Annotated in this window: 15 protein-coding genes; 5 read left to right on the top strand and 10 right to left on the bottom strand. The window is 72.3% G+C overall.

Annotation, left to right across the window (positions count from 1 at the left end):
- Positions 1 to 4: 4 nt before the first annotated feature.
- The 6 genes from AB0958_RS13665 to AB0958_RS13690 form a co-directional block, all read right to left on the bottom strand.
- Positions 5 to 1,762, bottom strand: a complete 1,758-nt coding sequence (locus tag AB0958_RS13665) for an FAD/NAD(P)-binding protein (protein WP_366890572.1) — start codon at positions 1,760 to 1,762, stop codon at positions 5 to 7.
- 428 nt (positions 1,763 to 2,190) lie between these two features.
- Positions 2,191 to 2,841 carry an ATP/GTP-binding protein gene (locus AB0958_RS13670; protein WP_366890573.1) on the bottom strand — a complete coding sequence of 217 codons (651 nt, stop codon included), beginning with the start codon at positions 2,839 to 2,841 and terminating at the stop codon, positions 2,191 to 2,193.
- Positions 2,825 to 3,181 (bottom strand): DUF742 domain-containing protein, encoded by a 357-nt coding sequence (locus AB0958_RS13675; RefSeq protein ID WP_366890574.1) that lies wholly within the window; start codon positions 3,179 to 3,181, stop codon positions 2,825 to 2,827. The genes AB0958_RS13670 and AB0958_RS13675 overlap by 17 nt, the downstream gene beginning before the upstream one ends.
- A complete protein-coding gene (locus tag AB0958_RS13680; protein ID WP_366890575.1) occupies positions 3,178 to 3,606 on the bottom strand; it encodes a roadblock/LC7 domain-containing protein in 429 nt (142 codons plus the stop codon). The genes AB0958_RS13675 and AB0958_RS13680 overlap by 4 nt, the downstream gene beginning before the upstream one ends.
- A complete protein-coding gene (locus AB0958_RS13685; RefSeq protein WP_366890576.1) occupies positions 3,603 to 5,873 on the bottom strand; it encodes a nitrate- and nitrite sensing domain-containing protein in 2,271 nt (756 codons plus the stop codon). Before AB0958_RS13685 ends, AB0958_RS13680 begins: the two co-directional genes overlap by 4 nt.
- Before the next feature lie 225 nt (positions 5,874 to 6,098).
- Positions 6,099 to 7,199 carry a DUF5685 family protein gene (locus AB0958_RS13690; RefSeq protein WP_366890577.1) on the bottom strand — a complete coding sequence of 367 codons (1,101 nt, stop codon included), beginning with the start codon at positions 7,197 to 7,199 and terminating at the stop codon, positions 6,099 to 6,101.
- A 255-nt stretch (positions 7,200 to 7,454) separates the two neighbouring features.
- Here AB0958_RS13690 and AB0958_RS13695 point away from each other — a divergent pair, with 255 nt between their 5' ends.
- On the top strand, positions 7,455 to 7,892 hold the full coding sequence (locus AB0958_RS13695) for a cell division protein SepF (protein WP_366890578.1): 438 nt from the start codon (positions 7,455 to 7,457) through the stop codon (positions 7,890 to 7,892).
- A gap of 37 nt (positions 7,893 to 7,929) precedes the next feature.
- Here the strand turns inward: AB0958_RS13695 and AB0958_RS13700 are convergent, their stop codons facing one another.
- Together AB0958_RS13700 and AB0958_RS13705 are read right to left on the bottom strand one after the other, a co-directional pair.
- The gene (locus AB0958_RS13700) at positions 7,930 to 9,123 is read right to left on the bottom strand and encodes an acyl-CoA dehydrogenase family protein (RefSeq protein WP_366890579.1); all 1,194 of its coding nucleotides are present in this window, start codon (positions 9,121 to 9,123) and stop codon (positions 7,930 to 7,932) included.
- A gap of 72 nt (positions 9,124 to 9,195) precedes the next feature.
- Positions 9,196 to 10,806, bottom strand: coding sequence for an MFS transporter (locus AB0958_RS13705; RefSeq protein ID WP_366890580.1), 1,611 nt, complete (start codon positions 10,804 to 10,806; stop codon positions 9,196 to 9,198).
- Between the two features lie 259 nt (positions 10,807 to 11,065).
- On the opposite strand from AB0958_RS13705, the gene AB0958_RS13710 reads away from it, so the two are divergent.
- Together AB0958_RS13710 and AB0958_RS13715 are read left to right on the top strand one after the other, a co-directional pair.
- Positions 11,066 to 12,355 carry a mannosyltransferase family protein gene (locus AB0958_RS13710; RefSeq protein WP_366890582.1) on the top strand — a complete coding sequence of 430 codons (1,290 nt, stop codon included), beginning with the start codon at positions 11,066 to 11,068 and terminating at the stop codon, positions 12,353 to 12,355.
- A 238-nt stretch (positions 12,356 to 12,593) separates the two neighbouring features.
- Positions 12,594 to 13,613 (top strand): phosphatase PAP2 family protein, encoded by a 1,020-nt coding sequence (locus tag AB0958_RS13715; protein ID WP_366890583.1) that lies wholly within the window; start codon positions 12,594 to 12,596, stop codon positions 13,611 to 13,613.
- Between the two features lie 50 nt (positions 13,614 to 13,663).
- Here the strand turns inward: AB0958_RS13715 and AB0958_RS13720 are convergent, their stop codons facing one another.
- Both AB0958_RS13720 and AB0958_RS13725 read right to left on the bottom strand, forming a co-directional pair.
- The gene (locus tag AB0958_RS13720; RefSeq protein WP_132889031.1) at positions 13,664 to 13,879 is read right to left on the bottom strand and encodes an I78 family peptidase inhibitor; all 216 of its coding nucleotides are present in this window, start codon (positions 13,877 to 13,879) and stop codon (positions 13,664 to 13,666) included.
- Positions 13,880 to 14,264: 385 nt separating this feature from the next.
- Positions 14,265 to 14,957 carry a transglycosylase family protein gene (locus AB0958_RS13725; RefSeq protein ID WP_366890584.1) on the bottom strand — a complete coding sequence of 231 codons (693 nt, stop codon included), beginning with the start codon at positions 14,955 to 14,957 and terminating at the stop codon, positions 14,265 to 14,267.
- A gap of 541 nt (positions 14,958 to 15,498) precedes the next feature.
- On the opposite strand from AB0958_RS13725, the gene AB0958_RS13730 reads away from it, so the two are divergent.
- Entirely contained in the window at positions 15,499 to 16,281 is a 783-nt protein-coding gene (locus AB0958_RS13730) for a hypothetical protein (RefSeq protein ID WP_366890585.1), read from the top strand.
- A gap of 59 nt (positions 16,282 to 16,340) precedes the next feature.
- On the top strand, positions 16,341 to 16,769 hold the full coding sequence (locus AB0958_RS13735; protein WP_366890586.1) for a hypothetical protein: 429 nt from the start codon (positions 16,341 to 16,343) through the stop codon (positions 16,767 to 16,769).
- Positions 16,770 to 16,804: the final 35 nt, after the last annotated feature.

The raw sequence follows: 16,804 nt of genomic DNA on the forward strand, positions 1-16,804 counted from the left end.
GGCTCTACGCGGCGGCCTGTTCGGACAGGCCGCGCAGGAAGGCCAGGGCCGCGCGGGCCGTGGCGTCGTTCTGCCGGAACGCGGGTCCTCCGGTGCGGGGCCGGGTGAAGGCGCCGGGGGTGCGGCTGTCGGTGAAGGGGCCGAGGGCGAACCGCCGGGGATGCGGTCGCCCGTCCCCGTCGAGGATCCGCCCGTCGGCGGGGTCGACCGCGAGCAGCCCGCCGGGCGTCTCCACGGCGCCGTCGGCGTGCAGGGTGCGCAGCAGCGGGTCCCGGGCGCGGCCGAGGGTGGGTTCGGGCAGCCGCGCCTCGACGAGCGCCCGTGCCTCGACGGTGAAACCGGGCACGGTGTCGGCGGCGGCCCGGAACACCCCGTCCGCCGCGGTCACCGTCATCCCGGCGCCGACGAACCTCAGCACACCCGCCCGGGACAGCGCGAGCATCTGGCGCAGCCGGGGTCCCGGCGGCCCGGAGGCGAGGTAGCTGAAGAACCCGTGCCACCAGGAGCCGATGTTCCCGAGCTGCACCAACTGCCCGTAGACGGAGAGCAGTCCGAGGAACATGGCGAGGTCGGGGCTGTACGCCGGGTCGTGCCGGCGGTCCAGGTCCGCCTCGATGTATCCGCGCAGCCCGTCCTGGAACTCCTCGTGCGACCCGTAGCGCACTCCGTCCAGCGGGTGGTCGAGCGCCGTCAGGTCGAGCCGGTCGGCGGGGTCCGGTACGGCGGCGGCGACCAGCGCCCGTATCTCGGCGTCCTCGTCGGCGGCGGCGTACTTCTCCTCGAAGTCCGGCCAGGCGACGGCCGTCCGTTCGGGGTGGACGGTGAAGAGACGGTGGTAGTGGGCGAACCCCAGCTCCTTCGCCACCAGCGGCCACACGTCCCGCCGGAAGTCGAAGCCGCCCGGCCAGGCGAGCAGTCCGGCGATCTCGGCGGGCCCGAGGAAGCGCGGCAGCGGCGGGCGTTCGCCGGTCCAGTCGTACCCGATCTTCGAGTGGTACGGCACTCCGCGCCGCGATCCCACGTAGAGGACCGGCTCCTGCCCGGAGGGCAGGTAGGTGTCCCCGTCGTAGCGGCCGCCCCGTCCCTCGGTGAGCAGCACCATGAGGTCGACGAAGGCGAGCCCGAATCCGCGCACCAGCACCGGCTCGCCGGGCCGCAGAGCGGACAGGTCGCTGTCGGCGGTGAAGTCGGGCGGCAGGTGGACCAGGTGGTGGGCTTCGGCGTACGCGGCCAACTCCGCCTGCTCCGCGTCCAGTTCCGCGTCGAGGTGGCCGAGGGCGAGGACGACGAGGTCGGCGAGGAGGGGGCGCGGGCGGCCCTCCAGCCACACCTGCTGGCGGCCCTCGCGCGGCCCGCTCACCCGCAGGGCCCGGCGGCGGTGGTGGTGGACGGTCACGCCGTCGGGCAGGTCGGCGACGGCGCGGTCGTGGACGTGGCGCAGGTAGCGGCCCTGGATCTGCCGGTCGGCGAAGGTACGGCCGTCCAGGCCCGCCCACTCGTGCAGGGTGGGCCCCTCCTTCACCGGGCCGGTCATCCGCACCGTCTCGTCGGTGAACATGGTGACGTCCTCGGCGTGCGAGTTCATCCACAGCAGCGGCGACTGGGCGGCCCGCCAGATGCGGCCCGCGCCCGGCGGGTGCGGATCGACCAGATGGATGTCGAGGCCCGAACCGGCGTACAGCTCGGGCGCGTTGGCAGCGATGCGCTCCAGGAGACCGGTCCCCCGCGGCCCGGCCCCCACGATCACGAGCTGGGGTCTCATCGGGCCGCTCCCGTGCGGTGCGCGTGGCGCTCGGATGTACGGGGGCCGGCGGGGGCGTGCGGCAGAGAGTCGTATGGCATGGGAAGGCTCCGTGACGGACAGCGAGAACACGGTGATTGCCTTCACACGGGAACACCGCTGTGCGGTGCCCTACGGCCTAGCCCCTCAGCAGGGCCGTCCGTCGACTCTACGGCGGTGTTTCCCCTCGTTGTCAAGGCTGTCCAGAGTGTGGGCGGTGCGTCTCACGTCAGTTGACGGAAAACCGGAGACCTGTTCCACTTGGCCCATGCATCCGCAGCAGTGGCTGGTCACCCGCTCCCACATCGACTTCGGTCGCGTGTGGTCCTGTTCCTGTTGAGCTGACCCACTGCGCGCCCCGCCGTCGGCGGGGGTCTCGCGCGTCCTCTATCGCGTACCGCCCTTCGCCTTCACACGCGCACCCCTCCCCTCGCGTTCCCTGCCCCTGCCGCCCCCAGGAGACCGCCCTCAACCGCCGCCCTCCTCCTGGCGGGCCCGACCCGCTGCCCGATCACCCGGTCCATCAGTGCGCCCAGGACGTCCCGGACCGACGCCCGTTCCCGCGCGTCGCACTCCAGCACGGGAACGTCGGCCCCCAGCCCCAACGCCTCCCGGATCTCCTCCAGTTCGAACCGCTCGGCGCCGACGAAGCGGTTCACGGCGAGGACGAAGGGCGCGCCGTGCGCCTCGAAGTAGTCGACGGCCGGGAAGCAGTCCTCGATGCGCCGGGTGTCGGCGAGCACGACCGTGCCGATGGCGCCCTCCACCAGGTCGTCCCACAGGAACGAGAACCGGTCCTGTCCGGGCGTCCCGAACAGGTACAGCGCGACGGACGGGTCCAGGGTGATCCGCCCGAAGTCGAGGGCCACCGTGGTCGTGGTCTTGGACTCGACTCCGGCGAGCGAGTCGACGCCGACCGACACCTGGGTGATCGCCGCCTCGGTGTCCAGCGGTTCGATCTCCGAGATCGCGCCGATGAACGTCGTCTTGCCGACCCCTAGTCCGCCGCTCACCACGATCTTCACGGCGAGCGGCACGACCCTGTCAGAGCGCCCGGACATGGTCCCTGATCCTTTCGAGCATCTGGAGCGGCAGCTCCGCGGGTTGCCGGCAGGCGAGCCGGCCGGCGGCGACGAGGTCGGAGATCAGCACCTTGGCGACGCCGAGGGGAACGCCGACCCGGTGTGCCACCTCGGCGACCGTGGTCGGCTGTGCGCACACCGCGACGATGTGCCGCCGTTCGAACGCCAGCGACTCGTCCGGCGCGCCGACGGCCACGACGAGCGTCTCCAGCCGCAGATCGGCCTGGAGCGGCTCGGCCCGGCCGCCGGTGATGATGAACGGTCGTACGAAGGACGTGTCGTCGGCCGGTTCCACGTCCGTGGGCCGCTCCCCGTTCACCGGGGCAACACCTGCCGCAGGTCGGCGATGAGCGTCGGGGTCAGCAGGTCACCCGCCCGTTCCGCGAGCACCGCCATCTCGTAGCCGACGAGGCCGAGTTCGCCGCTGGAGTCGGCGAGCACGCCCATGCAACTGCCGTCCCGGATCGCGGAGACCAGCAGGAAGCCGCGGCCCATCTCGATCATGATGAGCTTGACCCCGTCGAAGCCGTACCGCTTGGACGCGCTGCGCGCGAGGGACGACAGGCCGGACACGATCGCCGCGAGGTGGTCGGCCTCGGTGCGCCCGAGCCCGTCGGAGACGGCGATGAGCAGTCCGTCGGAGGAGACGGCGACCGCGTCCCGCACCCCGTCGGTGGACCGGACGAAGTTCGCGAGCAGCCAGTTGAAGGTCCGCGAGTCGTTGGGAGTGTCCACGGTGGTCACTTGGCGTCACCCTGCCCCTGCACAGCGCCCTCCTGGTCCGCCTGCTTCTCCCGTTTCTCCTTCTCCACGCTGATCCCGCCCCGCATGTGCGCGCTGCGCAGCGTGGCGAGCATGCCCGAGATCTCCTCGGGGCTGCGCCGGGGCGTGGGCTCGGCGGGCGCCGGCCGGTCGGCGCGGTCGGCGCGGTCGGTCTCGCTGACGGCGTCCGGGATCGCGCTGCGCTGCGGGCGCTTGACGAGTCCGTTGCGGGTGCGGGCGGCCGAGGCGCCCTTCTTCCACGGCTGCGGCCCCGGCCCGGCGGCCTCGGCGGCGACCGGGACGGGCTGACTCGCCTCGGGCTCCCTGCGCGGCGCCGGTACCACGGCGGGCTCGGCGGCGGCCTGCTTCGGGGTCGCCGTCGCCTCCGTGAGCAGGTTGACCGGGATGAGCACCCGGGCGACCACTCCGGCGGCCGGCGCCTCGCCCAGCCGTACCTCGATCCCGCACTTGCGGGCGAGCGCGCCGACCACGAAGTGGCCGAGGAACCGGGTGGGTTCGGCCATGAAGCTGGCGGTGCCGGAGAGCCGTACGTTGGCCTCGGCGATCGCCGGTGCGGGCATGCCCAGGCCGTGGTCGACGATGGCGACCAGGTAGCCGGCGCTGGTGCGGCGGCCCTCGATCTCCACGTCCGAGTCCGGCGGCGAGAAGCTCAGCGCGTTCTCGACCAGTTCGGCGAGCAGGTGGGCGATCTCGGCGACCACCGAACCGGTGAGGTGGGCGGGTTCGACCCGGCGCAGGGTGACCCGGCGGTACTCCTCGACCTCGGCGAGGGAGGCGCGCAGCACGTCGGTGATGGCCAGCGGGGTGGACCAGGGGCGGGGGCTGGACTCCCCGGCGAGGACGAGGAGGCTCTCGGCGTTACGGCGCATACGGGTGGCGAGGTGGTCCAGTTCGAAGAGGTTGGCGAGGGTCGCGGGGTCGGCGTCCTCGTGCTCCAGCTTGTTGATGAAGCCGATCTGACGGCGCACCAGGTTCTGGTTGCGGCGGCCGAGGCTGACCAGCGAGTCGGTGGCGTTGCGGCGCAGTACGGCCTGCTCGGTGGCGAGGTCGTAGGCGGCCCGCTGCACCCGGTCGAAGGCCTCGGCGACCTCCTTGACCTCGGCTCCGGCCCGGGCGGACACGGCGAGCGGGGCGGGCGGCTCCGGGGTCTCGCCGGAGCCGCCGTGCTGGACGGCGGCGACGGCCTCGGGCAGTCGCCGGCCGGCCGTCTCCCGGGCCTGCTGGGCGAGTTCGGCAAGGGGTCCGGAGACGGACCGTACGCAGTCGAGGGCGAGTGCGCCGAGCGCCGCGACGGTGCCGAGGGCGAGCAGCAGGAAGAGGAGCAGATCCCGCTGGGCGGTGCCCTCCAGGGCGCCGGCCCGGTTCTCGACGTCGGCGCCGAGCGAGACCTGGACACCGCGCAGCCCGTTGATGGTGGCGGTGGTCGCCTCCCACCACCGCATGGGTGGGATGTCGCGCCCCCTCAGCTTGCCGGCGTCCCGCACGGCGGTGCTCTCGTAGGCCAGGGTGCGCTCCGCGTCCGGGGTGGTCATGGCCGCGTCCAGGCGGCGCCGCTGGGCGTCGGTGGCCGAGCGGGGGAAGGAGGCGAGGGCGGCCAGACGGCCGGCCCGGATCTCCATGAACCTGCTGTAGTCGTCGCCGCGGAACGTCCCGGCGCGTACCGAGCCGAGCACGATGGCGCGCTCCTCCCCCGTGTACTCCTTGGCGTTTCCGAGGATCTGCAGCGCCTGGTAGGCGTCGCGCAGGGTGGCGTCGTGGACGTCGCCGAGGCCGAGGTCGAGCCGGTCGAGGACGGTGATGGTGGTGGTGAACCAGTCGAAGGTGTCCTTCACCAGGCCGGTGCGGTCGTCGGCGTGGCGGCGGATCCCGGCGAGCCCGTCGAGCCGCCCGAGGGACTCGCGCACCGAGTCGGCGGCCGTGTCGTCGCGTCCGTGGAGCGCCCTGTCGAGCCGGTCCCTTGCGGTGTCGGTGGCCTTGCGCTGGGCGGGCAGCCTGGCGCCGAACTCCTGGACGCCGCCGACGTATCCGGTGGTGAGACCGCGCTCCTTCTGCAGTTCGTGGATCAGGCCCTGGAGGGTGATCTCCAGGCGGGCGTCGTCCGCGGTGGCGGAGGCGTTGCGGTAGGCGGAGACCTGCTCGACGGCGGCGGCGCCCAGCAGGGTCAGCAGCACGGCGAGGGCGAGGACCAGGATCCTCAGGAGCCGTGTTCGGATGGTGGCTGTGTACACGGAGGTGCCTTCATCAGGGGGGCGGGTCGGTCGTTGCGCGGAACCGACGGAGAAATGGTTCTGCGCCCCGGCCAACGACCCTCTCCGGGCAGCGGTCACCCGATCATGTTTTTGTTTTACGTCCCGGAAACATGATCTCGGTGAATTCCTAGGTGAACGGCCGCACCCGCCGCTCCCCGTATACGGTGACCGGCGGGTCGCCGGATTGACGGCCGACCGGTGTGCTCAGCAACCGTCGCACGGGCAGCAGCAGTCGCAGCAGTCGCAGCCGTCGCATCCCTCGCACGGGCAGTCGCAGTCGCAGTCCCGGCAGCAGCCCTCGCGCTTCCTGCGCGACCAGGGCCCCTCGTACTCCTCCGCGCAGCACATCTGGCAGCTGCAGCACAGCAGCGCGAACATCCCGCAGCCCGCGAGAAGATCCCGTTTCTCCGGCGGGGCCTTCGGCTCCGGCCCGTGGGCCGAGCAGGCCGGTACGGTCCCGAACGCCCGGTCCACCGAACGCCCCAGTTCGTGCACGAGCAGCAGATGGGCCAGGCCGCCGTCGGCGAACTCCGCGTCCCGCAGCGCCAGCCGGATCCCGTGCAGCGCGTCGTCGGCGAGCCGCCGCGCCTCGGGCAGGGGGGTGCCGGTCGCGGCGAGCGGGTTCCAGGCGCCCGCCGCGGCGTCGGCCGCCCGGTCCTCGACGGCGTCCAGCAGATGCGCGAGCCGGCCGAAGAGCCGGCCGGCCTCGGCGAGCGGCGCGGCGTTGCTGGGCCGGCCGGCCAGGACGGCGGTGTGCGCGAAGGCCGCGGCGGTGGCGGTCTCGGTCGGTTCGGTGACCGTCAGCAGCGGCGTGCCCGGCCCTGCGAGCGCCTCGACGGCGAGTTGCCGGTCGACGGCGTCGACCAGGATCCCGGTGTCGAACCCGACGGCCGCGCCGCTCCGGGCCCCGGCCCGCCCCCAGTCGGCGGCGACCCGGCGGGCGACCGCCGCGACCGGCCGGCGGCCCAGCAGCCCGTCCCGGTCGGCGACATGGTCGCGCACCTTGGCCGAGGCGAGCACCAGGGAGACCGCGGCGGCGAGCCGCGCGCCCTCGCCGTGCGCCACCGAGGCGGTCCGCATCCCGCGCAGCGGGCACGGTCCGGCCGTGCGCCGGCCGTCGGCCGGCCGCTCGGCCTGAGCTTCCGTCAGAACGGATATCAGCAGCCCGTCGTAGTTCGTGACGACGCGTGCGAGCTGTCCGTGGTCGCCGCGGATCGCGAGACACAGCCCGCACAGGTGCGCCAGCCACTGCGCGCGGAACCTGTCCCCGAGTCGATGACCACATGGTCTGACCATCCCGAACATGCGCGAATTCCCCCCGTGCCCCTTCACCCTGACGCACTGTTCATCACCCGTACGCCGCGAACAATCATATTTCACTCTCAGTCAGCAGAGGTGTGAGTCGCGGGCCTTGGGGCACCTGGGCTCTCGACGGATTGGCTCTGCACCAGTACCGTCACAAACCCCCCGTGCGGCGTCTATCCACTTGGCGCACCATCCGCATCATGGACGACCATAGGGATGCGGAAGCAAGCAAGACCGCTGTGAGAGGAGGCGTCCATGGGATCGGTACGCAAGGCGAGTGCCTGGCTTGGCCTCGTCGACGACAACGATGACGAGCGCTACTACGACGACGACTACTCCGAAGGGACCGAGCAGCCCGGGGACGCCTGGGTCACCGACCCCCGGGTCAAGGTGGCCTCGGACACCGCCGAGGAGAAGGGCCGCCGGATCGGCACGGTCACCCCGGACAGCTTCCGGGACGCCCGCGCGATCGGCGAGCTGTTCCGTGACGGCGTGCCGGTCATCGTGAACCTCACGGCCATGGAGTCCGGCGACGCCAAGCGGGTCGTCGACTTCGCGGCCGGGCTGATCTTCGGCCTGCGCGGCTCGATCGAGCGGGTCTCCAACCGGGTCTTCCTGCTGACCCCCGCCCACACGGAGATCGTCAGCGGCGAGCCCGCGCGCCGCGAGGACGGCTTCTACAACCAGAGCTGAGGCAGGGCCGCTCACCGGCCCTGCCCCCGCGCGGGGTTCACCGGAAGGCGTCGAGTCCGGTGAGCGCCTTGCCCAGCACCAGCTGGTGCATCTCGACCGTGCCCTCGTAGGTGAGCACGGACTCCAGGTTGGTCGCGTGCCGCATCACGGGATACTCCAGCGAGATCCCGTTCGCCCCGAGAATCGTCCGCGCCGTACGGCAGATCTCGATCGCCTCCCGTACGTTGTTGAGTTTGCCGAAGCTGACCTGCTCGGGACGCAGGCGGCCGGCGTCCATCCGCCGCCCCAGATGATGGGCGAGCAGGATCCCCTTGTGCAGTTCGACCGCCATGTCGGCGAGCTTGGCCTGGGTGAGCTGGAAGCCGCCGATGGGCCGGCCGAACTGCTCCCGCGACCTCGCGTAGCCGAGGGCGGCCTCGAAGCAGCTGCGCGCCGCGCCCATGGCTCCCCACACGATCCCGTACCGGGCGTGCGACAGGCAGCTGAGCGGCCCCTTGAGCCCGGTGACCTCCGGCAGCACCGCGTCCGCCGGCAGCCGTACGTCGTCGAGGACCAGCTCACTGGTGACACTGGCCCGCAGCGACCACTTGTGCTTGATCTCGGGCGCCGAGAACCCGGGCGTGTCCGTGGGCACGACGAACCCCCGGATCCCGTGGTCGCTCTGCGCCCATACGACGGCCACCCCGGCCACCGACCCGTTGGTGATCCACATCTTGCGGCCGTTGAGCACCCAGTCGCCGCCGGCGTCGCGCCTCGCGTACGTCCGCATGGCGGCCGGGTCGGACCCGTGATCCGGCTCGGTGAGCCCGAAGCAGCCGATGACGTCGCCGGCCGCCATGCCCGGCAGCCACCGCTGCTTCTGCGCCTCGCTCCCGAACCGGTGGACGGCGTACATGGCGAGCGAACCCTGCACGGACACGAGCGACCGGATCCCCGAGTCGGCGGCCTCCAGCTCCAGACAGGCGAGCCCGTACTGCACGGCGGAGGCGCCGGCACAGCCGTACCCGCTGAGCGACATCCCGAGCGCCCCGATGGACCCCAGCTCCTTGGCGAGCTCCCTGATCCCGGGCAGTTCCCCGCTCTCGTACCACTCGGCGACGAAGGGCAGCACCCGATCCGCCGCCCACCTCCGCACGGTCTCCCGCACGGCGAGATCCTCCGGCTCCAGAAGATCGTCGAGCCCGAGCGGATCTCCGGCGTCGAACGGAGGCAACTTCACGGACGCGGACATGAGAACCCTCCCGAAAACTAGCACCGCTAGTTACGACAGGCTACCCCGCCGGCCGCCCTCTCGGGCGGTGCCCTACGCGGAGACGCGCGAGCGGGCCGATTCCCTGGGGGCCGGGACCTCCACCGGAGCCTGCTCGCACTGCATGACCTGGGGCAGCCGCAGGGCCATCACCGCGCCCAGGAGCAGCAGGCCCGCGCTGACCAGGAGGGTCACGTGCAGACCGTGCACGAAGGAGTCGCGGGCCGCCCGGCGCAGGGCCGCGCCCGCAGGGCCGCCGAGGCGCCCGGCGACGTCGTACGCCTCGCCCAGCGAATGCCCCGCCGCGGCCGAGGCCGGCTCCGGCACGCCCGGCACCCCGGCGAGGCCGGGCGCGTACGCCGCGTTCATCACGCTGCCGAGGAGCGCGATCCCGATACCCGCCCCCAGCTGGTACGACGTCTCGCCGATCGCCGCCGCGCCGCCCGCCTGGGCGGCCGGGGCCTCGCTCAGCATCGACTCGTACGCGCCGAAGAGCGTGGTCTCCAGGCCGAAGCCGAGGAGCACGAAGCCGAGCAGCAGCAGGCCGGCGTTGTCGACCCCGCCCATCGCCGTCAGCGTCAGCACCGCGGCCGCGGTCAGGAAGAACCCGAAGCACACCATCCGGCGCGGCCCGAAGCGCCGCAGCATCCGTGCCCCGGCCAGCCCCGCCGCCATCGCGGCGAGCGTCAGCGGCAGCAGGCGCAGCCCCGTCCGCAGCGGGGACAGGCCGAGGACCAGTTGCAGGTACTGGGCGGCGATGAGTTCAAGGCCCACCAGCGCGAGCATCGCCAGCACGATGCAGCACACGGCCGTGCTGAACGCGGGCCGCGCGAACATTTTCAGGTCCACCAGCGGGAAGGCGCGGCGCCGCTGCCGACGTACGAAGAGAGCCAGCAGGAGCGCGCCGAGCAGGAGCGGCGCCAGCGTGAGCGCGCTGCCCGCCGGTTCGCCGCCGCCCAGGCGCTTGACCGAGAACACCACGCCGAACAGGCCGGCCGCCGCCATCAGCGCGCCGATCACGTCCCAGGGGCCCTCGCGGTCGCCGCGGGACTCCGGGAGCAGAATCCGTCCCACCGGGAGGCTGACCAGCATCAACGGGATGTTGACCAGGAAGACGGAGCCCCACCAGAAGTGTTCGAGGAGGAAGCCGCCGAGGAGCGGGCCGACGGCCGCGCCGACCGCCGCCACCGCGCTCCAGACGCCGATGGCCAGGGCCCGTTCCCGGCGGTCCGGGAAGACCTGCCGGAGGATCGACAGCGTCGCGGGCATGATCATCGCGCCGCCCGCGCCGAGCAGCGCCCGCGCGAGGATCAGGGTCCCGGCGCTGGGCGCCAGGGCCGCCGCCGCGGAGGCGACGCCGAACAGGGCGTAGCCGAGGAGGAGCACGCGGCGCCGGCCCACGCGGTCGCCGAGCGTGCCGAACAGGATCAGCAGCGAGGCGCAGACCAGCGGGTAGACGTCGACGATCCAGAGCAGCTGCATCGCACCGGGCCTGAGGTCCTCGGTGACGGCGGGCACCGCGACGTGCAGCACGGTCGCGTCGAGCGCGACGAGGAGCAGACTGACGCACAGGACGACGAGGACGACCCAGCGGTTGGCGCCGGCCGCGGATCCGGGCGCCCGCCGGCGCGGCCGTACGGCAGCAGCCGTGGTCGTCCCGGACATGTGCGTACCTCCCAGATGGTCCCTCGCGTGGGGCGGATCGGCGGGGCGGGGACTCCCCGTCGTACGGCCGGAGAGGAGCGGGGTCTCCGGCCCGCGCGGACGAACGCGAGTGACATGTCAGCGTACGCGAGTTCGTTCCCCGGGCACGTGGCGGACCTCTCACACTCCGCGCCGAACTGTGTGGCGTACGCCACGGGTCCTCCCGCACACCACGCCCCGCCGGGCTCCGCGGTTCCCCGCCGCGTCGATAATCGAGTCCGTGACCGATCTTGAGAGGCCCGGGGCGGCACCGAGCGTCCCGGCACTGCGGCGGGCGGCCCCCGCCCTGCTCGGGTACGCGGCCGTGCGCGCCCTGGGCCTGCTCACGCTCGCCGTGTGGAGCGCGGCGCGCGGCAAGAACGCGTACACGTTGTTGACGGCGCGCTGGGACTCGCTGTGGTACACACGGGTCGCCGAACTGGGTTACGGCTACGAGGTGCGGCTGCCGAACGGCGACGTCCACTCGAACCTGGCGTTCTTCCCGCTGCTGCCCTGGCTGGAGCGGGCGCTGCACGCGCTCACCCCCCTCTCGTACGCCGGCGCCGGCTTCGCGGTCAGCCTGCTCGCCTCGCTCGCGGCGGCCTGGGGGGTCTTCGCGGTGACGGACCTGGTGTACGGGCGGCGGGTGGGGGTCTGCGCGGTGCTGCTGTGGGCGGTGCTGCCCGTCGGGATCGTCCAGTCGATGGCGTACAGCGAGTCGCTGTTCACGGCCCTGGCGGCGTGGTCGCTGTACGCCGTGCTGACCGGCCGCTGGCCGACCGCGGGCGTCCTGGCCGCGCTGGCGGGCCTGACCCGGCCGGTGGGGCTCGCCGTGGTGGCGGCGGTGTGGACGGTGGGGGTGCTCTCCTTCAGACGGGACCCGCGGGTGCGGGACTCGTCCGGGTGGGAACGGAGCGGGGGCGCGCGGGACCAGGGCGTGGGAGGTGCGTACGGCGTACAGGAGGGGGAACGCGCCCCCGAGGCGTCCAGCGCCGCGCACGCCCGGCGCGTCCCGCGGATGACGGGCGCTTCTCCCTGGCGCCGCGCCCTCGGCATGCTTCTCGCTCCCCTGGGCGCCGCCTCCTATGTCCTGTGGGTGGGCCGTCGCACCGGCAAGGGTCCACTCGGCTACCTGGACGTCCAGGCGGGCTGGCGCAACGGGTTCGACGGCGGCTACGCGTTCGCCCGCTTCGTGGCCGACAAGTTCACGTCAATTGCGTCCGCTCCGGCGGGAGTGGGTCTGCTTGTCGGCGTGTGCCTGCTGCTGTGGCTGTACCTGACCGGCGTCCGCCAGCGGCAGCCGCTCGCACTGCTGGTCTACACGGGTGTCGTCCTCGCGCTGGCGCTGTGCGCGTCGAGCTACTTCGGGTCCAAGCCGCGACTGCTGATGCCGGCCTTCCCGCTGCTGCTGCCGCTCGCCCGGTCCCTCGCGCGGCTGCCCACGAACAGATCCGCCCTGGTCACGGCGGGTGTCGCGGTGGCCACGGCGGTGTATGGCGCGTTCTGGCTGAACGGCTCGGGGCCTCCATGATCATTTCCTTCGGCCCGATGAGCAGCCGGAGAATTCCACCCCATGCTTCGGTTAACGAATTCATAAGCGCCATATAACGACGACCCGGAATGATCAAAGGAATTGAAGGGCGGACCCGCCGAGGATTACCGAATCCTTGGAATTCGGTGACCTCCTGAGAGGTTTCCCACATCACATCGTCATCACAAAGCCCCTGTTTCGACCGGGAACAGAGGCCACTCGCTGTAACGTCGATTGGGTGCGTACCGAACGAAACCTCACCCGTCTGGACCGGGTGTTCGCCAGGCTGGACCGTGAGCCGGAACGGCCGGCCCACATTGATGTGCCGAAGATGAGCCGGCACCGGGTCGTGTTGTTCACCGCGACCCTGGCCTTCTACCTGGCGATCGTGTGGGCCGTCGTGATCACCTCGTGGCTGGTCCGGCTCGACTGGCAGGTCATGTTCTTCCGGCCGTACCAGCAGTGGGCGGCCATCCACTGGTTCGTCGACTACTACGTGGTCCTCGGCCAGCGCGGCCCCACCGCCGTGATGGTCGCGGCCTGGCTCGGCTGGCGCTCCTGGCGGCAGCACACGATCCGCCCGCTGCTGACACTCGGTGCCTCACTGCTGCTGCTCAACATCACGGTGGGCGCCGCCAAACTCGGCATGGGGCGCCTCGGTCCGCACTACGCGACCGTCATCGGCTCGAACGAGATGGGCCTGGGCGGCGATATATTTCCCAGCGGCCACACCGCCAACGCGGTGGTGACGTGGGGAATTCTGGCGTATCTGGCCTCCACCCCGAGAGCCCGCCGCTGGCTTTCCGCGGCCTCCGCGGTGACCTCCCTCGGCGTCGGCATGTCGACCGTCTACCTCGGTACGCACTGGCTGAGCGACGTGTTGCTGGGCTGGGCCGCCGGACTGCTGATCCTGCTGGCGCTGCCGTGGTGCGAGCCGTTCATCGCCCGCGCGGAGACCTGGATCCTCGACCTGCGCGACCGGTGGCGCTCCCGCCGCGGCGTCCCGGCGCCCGCGCCCGTGCCGGTCCCCGTGGTCCTCAAGCCGCGTCCGGCGCCCGTCGAGCAGACGGCGCCGGAGCGCGAGCCGGTCGCCTCGGCCCGCGCGCCCAGGACCCCGATCCATCTGGCGCCGGGCCCGCACACGGCCCGCTCGGAGCGCACCCCGGTGACCCCGGCGGGCAGCCGCCGCCCGCAGCACCCCGAGCGTCCGCCGCGCGGCACTCCGGCGCAGACGGCCCGCCCGCTGACGGGCGGCTGACCGCACCGCGGCGGGGGCCCGGTACGCACAGACCCGTCCCCGCCGTACGGTCAGCCCTTCCAGGCCCGTGCCACGACCCCGTCCCGCACCTCGAAGTTGAGCCGTCCCGCCCGGTACTCCATGGTGATGATCGCGCCGGGCGGGAGCGAGCGCACCGTGGACCAGCCCCGCCGCCGGGCCCGTTGTTCCGCTTCGCCCGCGTCGAGGCCTACGTACTCCTGCGGGCTGTCCTGGGGCTCCTCGCTCGGAGCGGGATTCGGTGCCATGCGGCCACGCTATCCCGAGTCCGGGGCCGGTCACACTTCTGTCACAGAATCACACCACGCGTTTGTGTCGTGCCGCGTCACCCGTACGAGGGGTTCCGTACGCCTTCCTGGCGGATTCGAACGTAATTCCCTCCCGTCCACGCGGTCTTACGAAAAACCGCCGGAAAGGACCGGGACCGACGATCAGGGCTCTCCCTCGGTCCAATTCAGTGCGAATCCACGGGCCGCCGGGGCAGCTGACACCGCATAAGAGTTTCACGCCCCCGACACAGAACCCCCCTGAGGGGACGGCTGTTTTGGAACATGCACATGTCGGCTCTGGAACACGCCTCGCCCCGCCCGGTTCGGACCGGGCGGGGCGAGGTGTGCGAGGCGGGGGCGCGCGTCAGAGCGCGAGGCGCTGCCCGGGCACGATGAGGTTCGGGTCGTCGCCGATGACGGCCTTGTTGGCGGCGTAGAGGCGCTGCCAGGTGGTGCCGTGCCGCTCGGCGATCCGGCTCAGGGTGTCGCCCGCGCGGACGGTGTAGTCGCCCCGGGCCGAGCTGCGGCCGCTGTGGCCGGTCGAGCGCTGCGGAGCCTTCGCCGCGGGGGCCGGCTTCCAGGCGGGCTTCGACGTGTGGGTGGGCGTCGACCTCGTCGCCGACTCCGTGCCGCTTCTCGTGGTCGCCGAGGCGTTCTCGGGCGCCGAGCCGCTCGCCCCGGCCCGTCCCGAACAGACCGGCCACGCGCCCCAGCCCTGGGCCTGCTGAACCTTGGTGGCGACGGCGATCTGCGCTTCCCTGGATGCCTGGTCGGCCGTCGACGCGTAGGCGGTGCCGCCGTACGCGCGCCAGGTGGAGGCGGAGAACTGGAGTCCGCCGTAGTAGCCGTTGCCGGTGTTGATGTGCCAGTTGCCGCCGCTCTCGCACTGCGCGATGCGGTCCCACACTCCGTTGTCCGCCGCCGCGGCGTTGCCGGTCGCCGCCAGCAGGCCCAGCGGGGCGAGCAGCGCCGCTCCGGCCAGGGTGGCGGTGGTACGGCCCTTGCGGGAGCCGTTCTTCGCGGCGGTCTCACGGGTGGTATCGGCACACTCGGACATGTATTTCCCTCTCCACGTACCCGGGCTCCCCCTGGGCGAGGCGCGGTCCCCGCGCGATGGACGCGGTCCCCGCACTCGCCCCGTCCGCCGCGGCCGGTGCTGCGGTGGTGCTCTGCCTGCTTCGGCCGGCGGACGTACCCGAGCGGTGCTCGTTGCACACGGCGGAGGAATCTAGAGACGGGGAACGCCCGAAATCAACCAACTCCCCGTCGGGCCAGGCCAGTTCGGCGTTACCGCAGGTAGCGGCGATTTTCGGCCACCCACTACATTCCTTGATTTCCGGATTTGTCGACCACGGGTTCGACGGATCTGTGATTCAGTTCACCGCGTCAAACCCCTTTGGCTTGCGAAGAGTTGACTTTGAGTAGGCCATTCCGGACGAAGGGTGACCGTGCGCAGTGGTTGGTTCGATCCCGATCCCCCTGATGCGTGACCCCCACCACAGATCGCCCGTTGTCTTCTTCATGAGCCCGCAACCCCGAGGGGCTCACGGACCGGGGGCCACCCGGCCCTTCACGCACCGCATCCCGAGGGAGCCACCGTGCCGCGCATGCTCGACGTCAGCAACGAGGTACGCGCCGAGATCGGCGACGAAGAAGCCGACCGGCTGCTCGCCGGAGACAACGCCCCGGGCAGTTACGACTGCACGTCCTGCCGCACCCCGGGCGACTCCGAACAGGAGCGCACCAGCACCGTCCTGTTCGTCGGGGACGAGACCGCCGTCCTCGCCTTCGCCCACGCCACCTGCCTGCCCTCGCAGGTCGTCCAGGTCACCGAGGAGCAGTTGCAGGGCGCGGTCCGCTCGATCAGCGGTGACAGCGCGCCCGGCGGACAGCAGCGGTCGATGCCCGAGCAGGCGGTGCTCGGGGTGACCAGCGGGCTCGTGCTGATCGCCGGGGAGCTGCACCCCGCGCTCGTCGTCGAGCCGACCTCGCCGATCGTGCGGCCCGGCACGGACGGGGTGGGCGACGACTTCCTGCCGCTGCTCATCGAGCAGGGCTTCATGCCGGTGCCGCAGCTCACCGCGGTGCCGCCGGTGCTGCACGGGTGGTCGGTGCTGCTGGCGGTGGGTCAGCTGCACGCGGTGCTCCAGCCGGGGGCGAACGGCGGGCAGCCGGTGGCCTGGTGGCAGGCGCATCAGCCGTTGCAGGTGACGGACGGGTGGCGGGCGGCGGCCAACAAGCACCAGCAGGTGCTGATGTTCGCGGCGCCGGTGGGGTCGATCGGGCGGCAGCCCCGGGAGGACCTGCTGCGCGACGCGATCGACAAGGCCGCGGCGAACGGGAAGCTGGTGGCGGCCGCGCTGCCGCTCGCGGGGGTCTGAGGGCCGCCCCGGGCGAAGACGAGCCGCATCCCTTCGCTCATCCGGTCGTTTGGACATACGTGCACGCATACGACCTTCCGCCTCGCCGGCCGTCCTTCTCCACCGTTCCGTCCGCCCGGGTGGCTCAGGAGGCCTCACGCGGGCACTCGGCCACGCCGATCTACGACTCGCTCTACGCGGAGTGGGTCAAGAGCTTCCGCACGCTGCCGGGTGACCGCAGCGGAGAGGAGGCGATGGGGTTCACCGCCTTCGGGACCGCCCCGTTCAGCACCGGCGTCCACGCCCCGGGGCTGTACCAGGGGAACTCGTACGGCGCGTACAGCGCGGGTGCCTACAGCGCCCGGCACGGCGTCGACCAGCCGCCGCAGCCACCGCAGCCACCGCAGCCACCGCAGTGGCAGCGGATCGGGCCGCTCGGCCGCTCCCACAACCCCGGGATGACGCCGGTGCCGGCGGCGCTTCCGCCGGGCCCGCGCCGGGGCATGTGACCCATGCGTGAGGGGCGGCCACCGTCATCGGTGGC

Origin of the sequence: Streptomyces sp. NPDC006655, from assembly GCF_040703965.1 — a bacterium.
Lineage (GTDB): Bacteria > Actinomycetota > Actinomycetes > Streptomycetales > Streptomycetaceae > Streptomyces.

What these genes read in the sequence shown, in the direction of transcription:
- AB0958_RS13695 (WP_366890578.1), top strand. Translation starts at nt 7,455, where the DNA reads ATGGGATCGGTACGCAAGGCGAGTGCCTGGCTTGGCCTCGTCGACGAC.
- AB0958_RS13665 (WP_366890572.1), bottom strand. Translation starts at nt 1,762, where the DNA reads ATGAGACCCCAGCTCGTGATCGTGGGGGCCGGGCCGCGGGGGACCGGT.
- AB0958_RS13720 (WP_132889031.1), bottom strand. Translation starts at nt 13,879, where the DNA reads ATGGCACCGAATCCCGCTCCGAGCGAGGAGCCCCAGGACAGCCCGCAG.
- AB0958_RS13690 (WP_366890577.1), bottom strand. Translation starts at nt 7,199, where the DNA reads ATGTTCGGGATGGTCAGACCATGTGGTCATCGACTCGGGGACAGGTTC.
- AB0958_RS13700 (WP_366890579.1), bottom strand. Translation starts at nt 9,123, where the DNA reads ATGTCCGCGTCCGTGAAGTTGCCTCCGTTCGACGCCGGAGATCCGCTC.
- AB0958_RS13670 (WP_366890573.1), bottom strand. Translation starts at nt 2,841, where the DNA reads ATGTCCGGGCGCTCTGACAGGGTCGTGCCGCTCGCCGTGAAGATCGTG.
- AB0958_RS13705 (WP_366890580.1), bottom strand. Translation starts at nt 10,806, where the DNA reads ATGTCCGGGACGACCACGGCTGCTGCCGTACGGCCGCGCCGGCGGGCG.
- AB0958_RS13725 (WP_366890584.1), bottom strand. Translation starts at nt 14,957, where the DNA reads ATGTCCGAGTGTGCCGATACCACCCGTGAGACCGCCGCGAAGAACGGC.